The following is a 12,655-nucleotide window of genomic DNA, read 5'->3' on the forward strand; positions in this document are numbered from 1 at the left end:
CTCCTTAATGTTTCTGGCGCAGACCGTCGGCACGCAACGACGAAACTGGAAGACGCCGAAAGGCGATCATAAGCTGTAGCATCGTGAGAGGAGGTACGTGTATGGTTGAGCGCGCTGAAGCGCCGGTTGCTGCAACGTTGCGCAACGGCCAGACTGTAATGATTCGCCCGCTTGCCGAGCAGGATCGCGAAGCGCTACTCCGTTTTGGTCGTTCGCTGCCGGACGATGACTGGCTCTACCTGGAAACCGACCTTCACAGCCCCGAGATCATTGACCGCCTGGTTAATGCGTATGCTGCCGAAAACTGGCGCCAGATCGTCGCGGTGACGGAGGATGGCGAGATCGTCGGTTACAGTGCCGTGCGGCGGTTGCCGGGATGGTCGAGCCACGTCGGAGATATTCACCTGATTGTGGGCAAGGATTATCGCCGCTGCGGTCTGGGAACGGCGCTGGCGCAGGCGATTGTCGATGCAGCGCGTGACCTGGGGGTGGAGAAGGTAATTGTCGAAGTATTGCAGGAACAGACAGGCGGTATTGCGATCTTCGAGCGCCTGGGCTTCCAGATTGAGGGGACCTTCAGCGATCACGCCCGCGATCATATCGGTCATCGTCATACGCTTCACGTGCTGGCGTACCACGTGAATGGAGCACACGCGGGTTTCTGAACGTTGGTGAGCCGTGACATTTCCCGATCTGCCTGACAATTCAGTCCTTTCTGTGCAGCCCCGCGTATGTGCGGGGTTGTTCGTTGCCAGTCCAACACAGGTTTCTGATCGCCGTGAGGCGCAGTGATTGACTTTCGGCGCCTGACCATGCGGATTCTGGTACAATGCAGCAGATATGGAGATAATTCTCGCCGATCTGCCAACGTATCGCGGTGCTGCGCCCGATGATGCCGTCGTTGTGATTGATGTATTACGCTCATTTACGACCGCAGCATATGTGTTGCATGCCGGCGCGCGCGCACTCATGCTTGCAGCGACTCCCGAAGAAGCCCGCTCCCTGGTTCATCGTTCCCCTGCGGCACTGACGATTGGCGCCGTTCCAGGCGGCTTTCCTATCGATGGGTTCGATGTTGGCAACTCACCGGCTGCCCTCCGCACTGTCGATCTGACCGGGTATGACGTGGCACTCTGCACTGCTGGCGGCGTGCGCGGCGTCATTGCGGCACACCAGGCTGCCGTGCTGCTTGGCGGATCGCTGGTGTGCGCCGCAGCCACGGCGCACGTTCTGCGTCGCATTGCCCCGCTGCGCGTGACGCTGCTCATCACCGGCGTCTACGTTGATCGCGATGGTGATGAGGATATTGCCTGCGCGGAATATCTTGCAGCCCGACTGCGCGGTGAAACGCCCGACCCGGCGCCCTTCGAGCGTCGGGTGCGCGAATCGACCTTCGGCAGACGCTTTGGCGATCCGGCGTATCCCCACCTCGCACAGGCAGACCTGGACCTCTGCGCACGCGCCGATGTGTTCGATTTTGCGATGCCGATTGCACGACGCGCCGGGAAGACGTTTATCGAAAGGCTCACGCTGTGAAACTTCTCCTGCCGATCTTCCTCCTGGTTGCCACCCTGATCATTCCTGTCACACCGGTCGCTGCGGCGCCAGCGATCCCCGATGGATTCGCGGATCCGGCGTTTGCAACATTGTGGACCCGCGCCGATCGGGCGGTCGCCACGGGGAGTGCGCGTCGCTCCTGGACGTATGGCGCATCCCCCGGCGAGATGCGCTATGAGCGCTTCGCTGGCGCACCGGGCGATGCGCGTCTGGTGCAGTACTTCGACAAGGCGCGGATGGAGGTGAACAATCCGGGTGGCGACCGCCAGTCCCCCTGGTTTGTCACCGGCGGACGGCTGGTGGTTGAGTTGATCACCGGCAGCATGCAAACCGGCTTCAACGATGTCGAACAACGCGCGCCCGCCGCCATTCCGGTCGCTGGCGATCCGATCAACAATCCACAGGCGCCAACCTATGCGCAACTGGCAGCATACGTGTCGCTCGACGGCGGCGGGCGCGCGCCCAACCGCATCGGGGCACGGGTGAGCGCACTGCTCGGTCCCGACGGATTGCGTGAGCGACCCGACCTGGCGCTGTCAGCGACGACGATTGTGCGCTATGAATCGGTGACCGGGCACAATGTGCCGCGCGCCTTCCGCGACTTCATGGCAGCGTCGCCGGTCGATACGCTGTTCGTCTTCGGGTATCCGATCAGCGAACCGTACTGGGCGCTGGTTCGCGTTGGCGGAAAAGAACTGCCGATTCTTTTTCAGGCATTCGAGCGTCGCCTGCTGACATTCAACCCTGCCAACCCGCCGCGCTGGCAGGTCGAAATGGGAAACGTCGGACAGCACTACTTCCTCTGGCGCTACGGGCGACCGCTGCGCTACGCGGTTCCCCCGTTCTCCGGCGTCACCGCCCGCGAAACGACGCTGACCCTGCCAACATACGACTATAGCAGCGCGCTCGTGCCGACCTCTCCCGGCGATCCGATCCATCCCTACCCGCGGCTCGATCTGGCGCGCGTCGGTTCGCTGCAACCACGCACCTATCGCGCCGTGGTGGTCGAAAATCGTTTCCTGGAACTGACCTTCCTGCCCGAACTTGGCGGGCGACTGTACCGCGCGGTCATCAAATCCACCGGTCAAAACATCTTCTACCAGAACCCGGTGATCAAGCCGGCTCCGTTTGGACAACGCGGCTGGTGGTTGGGTGTCGGCGGGCTGGAATGGGCGGCGCCAACCGAAGAACATGGCTACCTGGAAGCATTCCCATGGGATCTCGCGCTCGAAACGCAGCGCGATGGGCTGGTTGTGCGCATGACCACTGTTGAACAACAACGCGGGTTCGATGTGACTGCCAGCGTCCGACTGCGCGCTGACGAGGGAAGTATCGCAACGATGCTGGTCGCACAAAACCGCACCGATAGCGCCCAACCGTTGCAAATGTGGATGAACGCTGCGCTCGCTCCCGTCGCCAATCGTGTAGGACATGTCACCCATTTCGTCGTGCCCGTCGATCAGATGATCGTTCACGCGACCGAAGATCGGGCGTTGCCGCCACCACGCGCCAGGGTGGAATGGACCCTTCATCAGAATCGTGATCTCTCGCGCCCATCGACCTGGAACGGGTATGTGGGGTTGTTCGCCGCGCGTCCGACGCCGTTCATCGGGTTGTACGACTCGCAGGCGGACGCGGGAGTTGCTGCAACGTCCAGCACAGGCTTCGCTGGCGCGAAAGTGTTCGCTTTCAGTTCGAATTTCGACCGCCGCCTGTTCACCGACGATGGGAGCGACTATGCCGAACTCTGGTGCGGCGCACAACCGACGTTCTGGGACGATCCGCCGCTGGACGCTGGCGAGCAGCGTGTCATCGCCGCCGACTGGATTCCGCTCCAGGGGTTGGGCGACCTGGCAACCGCAAGCGATCACGGCGCACTTGGCGTGCAACGCCGGGCAGACGGAGGTTTCACCGTCAGTGTCATTTCGGTGCGTATCCTCCCCGCAGCGCCGGTGCGTGTGATCCATAACGGGCGTGAAATCTTTCGCAGCACGACTGTAGTCCTGCGCCCCGATCTGCCGCTGGCAATCGAGTTGCCGCCGGGCATCGCCGGTGGTACACTGCGCGTCGAAACCGGCGGGTTCGCCCTGGAAACAACACTTTCATGATCTCCGTGTTTAGCGGAGACGCGAAGGCGTCGATAGCCGATAGCCGGTAGCCGATAGTCGATAGCCGATAGCCGATAGTCGATAGGGTCACCATTGGAGTTCGCGTTCCGCGCAGGCGGGCTGCGCCCCGGCTAGCCGAGGGCTGATCATAGCCGATAACCGATAGCCAATAGTCGATGGTCGAGAGGGTCACCGTTGGAGTTCACGTTCCGCGCAGGCAGGCTTCGCCCTACGCCCCCCGCACGCGGGGGGTCGGGGGGGTTGAGCCGAGGGCTGATGGTCTTTGAAGAAATAATCCGCCATAGCCCGCGCAGACGGGCTTTGCCTTGCATAGCCGAGGGCTGATGGTCTTTGAGAAATTATTCCGCCATAGCCCGCGCAGACGGGCTTTGCCCTGGTTAGCCGAGGGCTGATGGTCTTTGAAGAAATAATCCGGTATAGCCCGCGCAGGCGGGCTTTGCCCTGGTTAGCCGAGGGCTTCAGCCCCACGGCTAGCGCAGTATAGTGGATTTAATTTTCAATCTCCATGAGCCCGACGGCACGAGGCGCAGAGCGGATTATAGCAGTTCTCACAAAGATTGGTCCGGTTGGGCAGGGTTCCACCCGCCAACGAAAGCAGACGCCTCGTGCGCCATCCTCTCCGCGTGCTCCGCGTCTCGGCGGTGAACAATACATCCACCGCAGCGACGCCGAGGGCGCGGAGAGGCGGAGCGCAGCGCTCACACGGCCGGTTGGACGGGGCTGCACCTGTCGCCGCACGCGGGCGCCGCGCGCAATGCGGCAGACCCGGACAGGGGTCAACGGCTCTGAGAACTGCTATAAATGCTCAATCTCCATGAGCCCGACGACAAGGAATGTCGGTCTATGAGAGAAGCCAGAAGGATGACCATGCGCATTCGCACAATAACCGTTGGCGCCTGTGAAGCGGATGTGCCGCGCGCGGCGCTTGTGGCGCGCACGGCGCGGCAGCGCCTGGAAGATGCCGGATACACGGTGCAGACGCTGCGCCTGGCACTCGACACAACCGGCACGAACCGGTGCGCCGATCTCGCCACAGTGCTGCGCGGCGCCGAGACGCTTGCGCTCGATGCCGGCTTCGACTATGTCTCTATCGGGCGGGTTGCAAATGACCGCCTGCCACTGCTGGCGGAAGCACTCGCCGCAACTGATGCAGTCTTCGCATCCGCGCGCATTGCCGGGCGTGATGGAAAGACCGATCCGGCAGCGGTCACCGCAGCGGCGCAGGTGATAACAACCCTGGCATCAGCAACGCCGGGCGGGTTTGGCAACCTGCGTTTTGCGGCGCTGGCGAGTGTTGCGCCCGGTTCGCCATTCTTCCCGGCAAGTTATCACAGCGGCGGCGAACCGTGGCTGGCGATCGGTCCCGAAGCAGCCGCGCTCGCTGTGGAAGCGGCGCATGAAGCCGCCGGGGAGGATGCCGCCCAATCCGTCGCTGCCAGAACGCAACGTTTCGCACAGCATCTGACAGCACGCATCGAAGCGCATGATCTGCGCATTCGCGCTGCGCTCAAAGCGGTCACTGACGACATCTATGTTGCGGGATGCGACTGGTCGCTTGCACCGCATCCGGACGCACCATGCAGCATCGGCGCCGCCATTGAGCGCGTCAGCGGAGCGCCGTTCGGCGAACCCGGCACGCTGGCGACCATTCGCGCCTGCACCGATGCGATCCGCGCAGCGCGGGTCATCCTGATCGGGTTCAGCGGGGTGATGCTGCCGGTGCTGGAGGATGCGGTTCTGGCGCAGCGCAATGCGGAGGGGCGTTACGTGTGGCGCGATCTGCTGACGTTCAGTGCGGTGTGCGGCACGGGACTCGACACCATTCCGTTGCCGGGCGATACTCCGGTTGAATCGATCGCAGGTATGCTTGCCGAAGTTGCGGCGCTGGCAGGCGCATTACGCAAACCGCTCACCGCGCGCCTTATGCCCATTCCCGGCTTGCGCGCGGGCGATATGACGGCGTTTGATTTCCCGTACTTCGTCAATACGCGCATCATGGCGCCGTGAGGTGTGAGGCGCGAGGGGTTGAAGGTTGAACGTTGCACGTTGAACGTGGGATGACAACATGTAGGGGCATAGCGCCGCAGCGCCCGGAGCGGCAGCAGTAGGGGCGCCGCGCCGCAGCGCCCGGAGCGGCAGCAGGGCGCCGTAGGGGCGTAGCGCCGCAGCGCCCGGGGCTGCCCTGTCCGGTACAATGACATTGCGCGCGAGGTTGTTGGACGAACCGCGCAAGGAGGAGGAGAAGGAGATGACCACGACACAGTACGTCCCCACCCGCACCGATATGACGGTCGATGCGTTCAAACGTGCGTTGCTCGACAACCTTTACTACATTCCGGGCAAAGATGCGAGCTCCGCCACGCCAGCCGATATTCAGCAGAGCCTCGGGCTTGCCATTGACCCGACATCCCTCGTTGATGTGATGGTCAAGCGCCTGCACGAGTACAAACGGCAATTGCTCAAGGCGCTCCATATTATCACGCTCTACCGGCGCATCCTCGAAAATCCGTCGCCCGACATAGCACCCCGCACCTTCATTTTTGGGGCGAAGGCGGCGCCTGGCTACTGGATGGCAAAACTGATCATCCGTCTGAATCAACGGCGTCGCCGCTGTGCAGGAAGCGGTCGATGCCGCCTACCGCGACCAGGAACGCTGGACGCGCATGTCGATCCTGAACACGGCGCGCTGCAGCTACTTCTCGTCAGATCGCACGATCCGCAAGTATTGCGACGAGATCCGGAGGATTCATCCAGTGCGCGTGCAGTTGCCGGGGTAGAGGCGGTCATTGAACGTTGCTGAGCGGGAAGGGAGAGACGCTATAGTGCAACGTTTCTGCACAATGAACCCCAGTAACCGCGACGTAGCGTGCAGAGCGCGTCGGTTGACGACAGGAGAGACGTTGCAGTGCATCTCTACGCACTACAAAACGTGATAGATGACAGGTGGAAGGTAGTACAGGCGTCAGGGTGCAAGTCCAGCAGACCTGCTCCCTGACGCCTGACAGGAAAGGAATGTACATGTATGGACGTTCTCGTTTACGATGCTCACTCATATGACCGCACATTTCTGGATGCCGCCAACCAGGGACGGCATCGGCTCACCTACACCGCCGCGCAGCTCGACCTGCACACCGCTGCGCTCGCGCAGGGCTTCCCGGCGATCTGCTGTTTTGTAAACGATCAGGCGACGGCGGAAGTCATCGAACGGCTGGCAGCCAACGGCGTTCGCCTGATCGCGCAGCGCTCCACCGGCTACAACAACATCGATCTGGCGGCAGCCGAACAGCATGGTATCACCGCAATGCGGGTCAGTTATTACTCTCCCTACTCGGTAGCGGAGTTCGCCGTCGGTCTGCTGCAAACGCTCAACCGGCGCATCCACCGCGCCTACAACCGCACCCGCGAGTTCAACTTTCGCCTTGCCGGTCTCCTCGGACGCGACATCCACGGCTCGGTGGTTGGCGTCGTTGGCACCGGCAAGATCGGGGCAGTCTTCGCGCGCATTATGCACGGCTTCGGGTGTTCGCTGCTCGGTTACGATGTCTCCCAGAATCCGGATTGCCTGGCGCTGGGAATGCGCTATGTGACGCTTGAAGAACTGCTGCGTTCATCGGATATCGTCAGTCTGCATGTGCCGCTGCTGCCGGAAACGTACCACCTGATCAATCGTGAGACGCTGGCGCTGATGAAGCCGGATGCATTCCTGATCAACACCAGCCGCGGCGGTCTCATCGATACCGATGCACTGATCGAAACACTGCGCGCTGGACGGATCGCTGGTGTCGGTCTCGATGTGTACGAGGAGGAAGAAGGGGTTTTCTTCCACGACCTTTCGGACAGGGTGATTACCGATGATACTCTGGCTCGTCTGATGACGTTCCCCAACGTGCTCGTCACCGGTCACCAGGCGTTCTTTACCCGCGAGGCGATGACGACAATCGCAGAGACGACCATCCGCAACATTACCGACTTCGAGGAAGGGCGTGAAAATGAGAATATCCTGCGACCAAGGAGGTAGTGCATGACGGTTCTGACGCACCGCCCTGAATGGCGCGCGCTCGAGACGCACTATCACGCGATATGTAACGTGCATCTGCGCCAGTTGTTTGCTGAAGACCCTGGTCGCGGCGAGCGCCTGACCGCCGAAGCCGCTGGACTTTTCTTCGACTATGCGAAAAACCGGATCACCGACGAGACGCTGCGCCTGCTGATCGCGCTGGCGGAGGCATGTGATCTGCGCGCCAGAATCGATGCAATGTTCCGTGGCGAACGGATCAACGCCACCGAGAACCGCGCCGTTCTTCACGTGGCGCTCCGCGCGCCGCGCGGCGCTGTTATTCTGGTGGATGGCGCAAATGTAGTCCCTGAAGTGCATGCAGTGCTTGATCGCATGGCTGCGTTCGCCGAACAGGTGCGCAGCGGCAGGTGGACCGGGTTCACCGGCAAACCGATCCGCAACATTGTCAATATCGGCATCGGCGGATCCGACCTGGGACCTGTGATGGCGTATGAGGCGTTGCGGTACTACAGTGACCGCAATCTGACCGTTCGCTTTGTGTCGAACGTCGATGGGAGCGATTTTGCCGAGGCGACCCGTGATCTCGATCCGGCGGAAACCCTGTTCATTGTGGCGTCGAAAACGTTCACCACACTGGAGACAATGACCAACGCGCGCACTGCGCGCGCCTGGGCGCTGGCGGCGCTCGGCGACGAGGCTGCGGTTGCACGTCATTTCGTCGCCGTTTCGACTAATGCCGCCGAGGTGGCGAAGTTCGGCATCGACACGGCGAATATGTTCGGCTTCTGGGATTGGGTTGGCGGACGGTACTCAATGACATCGGCAATCGGGCTGTCAACCATGATCGCGCTCGGTCCTGAACGGTTCCACGAACTGCTCGCCGGCTTCCACGCGATGGACGAGCACTTCCGCACGGCGCCGTTCGACCGTAACCTGCCGGTGATCCATGGACTGCTGACTATCTGGTATGCCAATTTCTTCGGCATCGAGACGGTGGCGATTCTTCCCTACGACAATTACCTGAAACGTTTTCCGGCATACCTCCAGCAACTGACGATGGAAAGCAACGGCAAATCGGTGACATTGTCCGGCGCGCCGGTCTCGTATCAGACGGGAATGATCTATTGGGGCGAGCCGGGAACGAATGGTCAGCACTCGTTCTATCAGTTGCTCCACCAGGGCACACGCCTGGCGCTGTGCGATTTCATCGGTTTTGCCGAACCGCTCAATCCGCTCGGCAACCATCATGATCTGCTGATGGCGAATATGTTTGCGCAGGCTGAGGCGCTGGCGTTCGGCAAAACAACGGAGGAGACGCTGGCGGAAGGAACGCCGGAGTGGCTGGCGCCGCACCGAACCTTCGCCGGTAATCGTCCATCGAACACGCTCCTGGCGGAACGGTTGACGCCAGCAACACTCGGCGCGCTGGTCGCCCTGTATGAACATAGCGTGTTCACCCAGGGTGCAATCTGGGACATCAATCCATTCGACCAGTGGGGCGTCGAGTTGGGGAAGGCGCTGGCAGGGCGCATTGTCCCTGAGTTGATGAGTGAGTCCGCCCCACACCTGGCACACGACAGTTCAACAAATGCGCTCATCCGGCGCTACCGCACCCTGCGCGGGCGGGTCTCATAGCACGGTTGGGAGGCGATGCGATAGGCGCCAGGCGCCGGGCGGACGAAGGCGCTGCCTTCACTTCCCCGGCGTCGGGCGCGTACCTGTTCACACCTGGGATAACACACGCGCCCGGGAGCGAGCGCGTCCTGCCCTCGTCGCGTCTACGAGAGCAAGATGCTCTCGCTCCGGGGAGAAATGTGAACACTTACCATGCGTCCGGGTATACCGGTACCGCAGGCATGTGCTACAATGGGCGATATGAGTACACGAAACGTCCATACCGTTCGTTCGCCGCACATTCTGGATTTTGTGTCACACAGCGTTGCACAGACCATTCGTGTCGGGCAGCGCCTGGGGGAACTGTTGCAGCGCGGCGATGTCGTGGCGTTGCGTGGCGACCTGGGGACGGGAAAGACGCATCTGGTCAAGGGGATCGTTCTTGGTCTGGGATCGACTGATACGGTCAACAGCCCGAGTTTCGTCCTGATCAATCAGTATCGCGCCAGTGCACAACGTGGCGATCTGCCGATTTATCACGCCGATCTGTACCGTATTGAGCGACCGGCGGAGTTGCAGGGCGTCGGACTGGAAGAACTGCTCGATGGCGATGGCGTGTGTCTGATCGAGTGGGCAGACCACGCGGAGCCGTTGCTTCCCGATGAGCGCCTCGACGTGCATCTCAGTCACCTGAGTGAAACCAAGCGCGTGGTGCGCTTCGCGCCGCGGGGTCGTCGCTACGAAGAACTGGTCGATACGCTGAAGAAAGCGGCGTTCAACTGAGACCTATGTTGCTTGCAATCGACACCTCAACTGCCGACGCCGGTATCGCCTGCTATGATGGGGAGCGTGGCGTGCTCGGCGAGTGCGTCTGGCGCGCGGGACGCGACCACACGGCGCAACTCCTGCCGCAGATCGATCTGCTGCTGCGTCACATCCGCTGTGCGCGCAGCGATATTCGGGCGGTTGCCGTCGCGCTGGGACCAGGGAGCTGGAGCGGATTGCGGGTTGGAATGAGCGTCGCCAAAGGGTTCGCGCTGGCGCGCGATCTGCCGCTCCTCGGCATCGGTACATTACAGGCGCTGGCATATCAGCACCGCACATCACCTCTGCGCGTCGCACCGATCATCAACCTGGGACGCGGCAGAGTGGCCACGCTTGCCGACGACGCGCTGACGCCACAGAACGTGACCCTGGCTGAACTCGCCGCGTCCGTCAGTGAACCGACGCTCTTCTGCGGCGATATCGACGCTGAAACACAGACAACCCTGCGCCGCCTGCTGCACGATCGCGCCCGGTTTCCATCACCGGCTGCGAATACGCGCCGCCCGGCGTATCTGGCAGAACTTGCATGGCGTCGTCTCTCCGCCGGCGAGCGCGATGCCATTGCCACGCTTGAACCGCTCTATCTGGGACAACCGACCAAAACTGTCGGTTGAGCCAGCACACCAGGTCATAGAACGCAGATGTTCGATCCTGAATGCGCGGACGGAGGGAGATGTCATGCCGCTGCAAGCACTCCAGATTGTACTGACCGATCAGCGTGTGATGACAGAACAGTTGCCTGCCGATGTTGAGCACCACTTCCTGGGTGGGCGCGGCGCCGCTGCCTGGCTCCTTGCCCAACGCGTTCCCGCAAAGATCGGTCCACTGGCGCCTGCCAACCTCCTCATCTTCAGCGCCGGACCGCTTGCCGGCGTGACCTTCAGCGGCATCACGGTGACAACACGTTCACCGATCACCAATTCCATTTCGCATGGTTGGGCGTCCGGGCGATGGGGCGCAAACCTCCGGCGCGCCGGTCACGACCTGCTGATCCTGGACGGGCAAAGCCCCGATTGGTGCTGGATCCGGATCGATGGATCGCAGGTGGACATTCATCCGGCAACGCATCTGATCGGGCTTGATACCCAGGCGACCAATCAGACGCTGCGCAGAGAACTTGGGGATGAGTATGCTGTTGTGTGCGTCGGTCCGGCTGCTGAAGCAGGTGTGTCGTACAGCGCCATCGTCGCCGAAGGCGCTTTTGCGGTTGAACCGGCGGGCGCAGGAGCGGTGATGGCGCGCAAGCGCGTGAAAGCTATTGCAGTGCGTGGCACGAACGCCTGCCCGGTTGCCGACCGGCAACGGCTCGACACAGCCCTGGCAGGTATTGCCAGACGCATTGCCGCCAGTGATGTCGCTGCCGACTTCCGTCAGTATGGCAGTCTGTACTACGCGCAGCGCGCCGAAGAGTTGGGCGCATTCAGTGTGCGCAACGGTCAGGCGCACACCGTGCCGCATGCGAGCGCAATCAGTCGCACCGCTCTGGCGCAGCGCGGTCGGCGGGAGCCGCGCGGGTGCGATGGATGCCCGCTCGCCTGTCATAGCGCCTATATTCGCAAGAATGGCGAACCAATCGCCTATCCCGACCTCGAAGCGCTCGCTGGTTTTGGCTGGAGTTGCGGTCTGACCACACCCGACGCCATTATCCTGGTCAACGATCTCTGCCTGCGCCTGGGTCTCGATGTGACCGAAACCAGCGCGGCGCTGGCATTCATGATGGAATGCCGCGAACGGGGCTTGAGCAATGTGGGCAATCTGACGTGGGGCGATCTCGATGCGGTGGTCGGCGCTATTCGCCGATTGGGGCAGCGTCAGGAGAAGCGCGATATTCTGTCGCTGGGTGTCGGCGAAATGCAGGAAGTCTACTACGGCAGCAACGTTTTTGCCCCCCAGGCGCGGCAACTGGCGCTGCCAGCGATCGATCCGCGCACCGTGCCGGAAATCGCTCTCGCCGATGCAACAGCGCCAATCGGCGGCGACTATCGCTACGCAATGTTCTACGAGCCGCTCCTCGCCGAACCACCCGTGTGGCTCCCCAACGACCCCAACAATCCGCATACTATCCAGGGCAGAGTGCCTCGCCTGATCTGGCACGAACGCTTCGCGGCGGCGGTCGATGCCGCCGGGTTGTGCCGACGCCTGGCGCTGCTGGCGTATCAGATCGCGCCAGCCGACCTCAACGAACTGCTCTCGGCAACTCTGGGAAGAACATTCACCAGCGTCGATGTGGCGAAGATCGGCGAACGGATCGTGACCCTCGAACGCGCACTGGCGATCCGATATGGCGCCGGGCGCGACACCCTACCGCATCGCTGGACGGAAGAACCCCTCGAAGATGGACCGGCGGCGGGGAAATTGCCCATGCTTGAAGAGATGCTGCCGGAGTACTATCGCCGCCACGGGTGGGATGAGCAGGGACAGCCCTCACCAGCGCGCCTGGCAGAACTGGGTATCACCCTGCCCGACTGACCCCCCGCCGCTCCATTGCAACCGATCCGCGATTCTGAGCGTC

9 protein-coding genes and 1 pseudogene are annotated in these 12,655 nt (G+C 62.1%); all 10 read left to right on the plus strand.

Going from position 1 to position 12,655, the window contains the following annotated elements; translation table 11 throughout:
* Positions 1 to 101: 101 nt before the first annotated feature.
* The 10 genes and pseudogenes from ROSERS_RS22410 to ROSERS_RS22455 all read left to right on the plus strand — a co-directional run bounded on the left by ROSERS_RS22410 (position 102) and on the right by ROSERS_RS22455 (position 12,612).
* On the plus strand, positions 102 to 665 hold the full coding sequence (locus ROSERS_RS22410) for a GNAT family N-acetyltransferase (RefSeq protein WP_011959023.1): 564 nt from the start codon (positions 102 to 104) through the stop codon (positions 663 to 665).
* 175 nt (positions 666 to 840) lie between these two features.
* A complete protein-coding gene (locus ROSERS_RS22415) occupies positions 841 to 1,536 on the plus strand; it encodes a 2-phosphosulfolactate phosphatase (protein WP_011959024.1) in 696 nt (231 codons plus the stop codon).
* Positions 1,533 to 3,665, plus strand: coding sequence for a DUF5107 domain-containing protein (locus tag ROSERS_RS22420; protein WP_011959025.1), 2,133 nt, complete (start codon positions 1,533 to 1,535; stop codon positions 3,663 to 3,665). The genes ROSERS_RS22415 and ROSERS_RS22420 overlap by 4 nt, the downstream gene beginning before the upstream one ends.
* A gap of 888 nt (positions 3,666 to 4,553) precedes the next feature.
* Positions 4,554 to 5,693 carry a DUF711 family protein gene (locus ROSERS_RS22425; RefSeq protein WP_232282714.1) on the plus strand — a complete coding sequence of 380 codons (1,140 nt, stop codon included), beginning with the start codon at positions 4,554 to 4,556 and terminating at the stop codon, positions 5,691 to 5,693.
* Positions 5,694 to 6,057: 364 nt separating this feature from the next.
* Positions 6,058 to 6,463, plus strand: a pseudogene (locus ROSERS_RS27230) (glycogen/starch/alpha-glucan phosphorylase); the annotation flags it as partial.
* 245 nt (positions 6,464 to 6,708) lie between these two features.
* Positions 6,709 to 7,704: a 2-hydroxyacid dehydrogenase gene (locus ROSERS_RS22435; RefSeq protein WP_011959027.1), complete on the plus strand. Its 996-nt coding sequence runs from the start codon at positions 6,709 to 6,711 to the stop codon at positions 7,702 to 7,704.
* 3 nt (positions 7,705 to 7,707) lie between these two features.
* Positions 7,708 to 9,339, plus strand: a complete 1,632-nt coding sequence (pgi, locus tag ROSERS_RS22440) for a glucose-6-phosphate isomerase (protein ID WP_011959028.1) — start codon at positions 7,708 to 7,710, stop codon at positions 9,337 to 9,339.
* A gap of 240 nt (positions 9,340 to 9,579) precedes the next feature.
* Positions 9,580 to 10,101: a tRNA (adenosine(37)-N6)-threonylcarbamoyltransferase complex ATPase subunit type 1 TsaE gene (gene tsaE, locus ROSERS_RS22445; protein WP_157041195.1), complete on the plus strand. Its 522-nt coding sequence runs from the start codon at positions 9,580 to 9,582 to the stop codon at positions 10,099 to 10,101.
* A gap of 5 nt (positions 10,102 to 10,106) precedes the next feature.
* On the plus strand, positions 10,107 to 10,757 hold the full coding sequence (gene tsaB, locus ROSERS_RS22450; protein WP_011959030.1) for a tRNA (adenosine(37)-N6)-threonylcarbamoyltransferase complex dimerization subunit type 1 TsaB: 651 nt from the start codon (positions 10,107 to 10,109) through the stop codon (positions 10,755 to 10,757).
* 64 nt (positions 10,758 to 10,821) lie between these two features.
* Positions 10,822 to 12,612: an aldehyde ferredoxin oxidoreductase family protein gene (locus ROSERS_RS22455; protein WP_011959031.1), complete on the plus strand. Its 1,791-nt coding sequence runs from the start codon at positions 10,822 to 10,824 to the stop codon at positions 12,610 to 12,612.
* Positions 12,613 to 12,655 lie beyond the last annotated feature (43 nt).

It is taken from the genome of Roseiflexus sp. RS-1, from assembly GCF_000016665.1.
In the GTDB taxonomy this organism is placed as follows: Bacteria; Chloroflexota; Chloroflexia; order Chloroflexales; family Roseiflexaceae; genus Roseiflexus.

Coding starts and splice junctions, on each gene's coding strand:
- ROSERS_RS22410 (WP_011959023.1), top strand. CDS start 102: ATGGTTGAGCGCGCTGAAGCGCCGGTTGCTGCAACGTTGCGCAACGGC.
- ROSERS_RS22415 (WP_011959024.1), top strand. CDS start 841: ATGGAGATAATTCTCGCCGATCTGCCAACGTATCGCGGTGCTGCGCCC.
- ROSERS_RS22425 (WP_232282714.1), top strand. CDS start 4,554: ATGCGCATTCGCACAATAACCGTTGGCGCCTGTGAAGCGGATGTGCCG.
- ROSERS_RS22435 (WP_011959027.1), top strand. CDS start 6,709: ATGGACGTTCTCGTTTACGATGCTCACTCATATGACCGCACATTTCTG.
- pgi (WP_011959028.1), top strand. CDS start 7,708: ATGACGGTTCTGACGCACCGCCCTGAATGGCGCGCGCTCGAGACGCAC.
- tsaE (WP_157041195.1), top strand. CDS start 9,580: ATGAGTACACGAAACGTCCATACCGTTCGTTCGCCGCACATTCTGGAT.
- tsaB (WP_011959030.1), top strand. CDS start 10,107: ATGTTGCTTGCAATCGACACCTCAACTGCCGACGCCGGTATCGCCTGC.
- ROSERS_RS22455 (WP_011959031.1), top strand. CDS start 10,822: ATGCCGCTGCAAGCACTCCAGATTGTACTGACCGATCAGCGTGTGATG.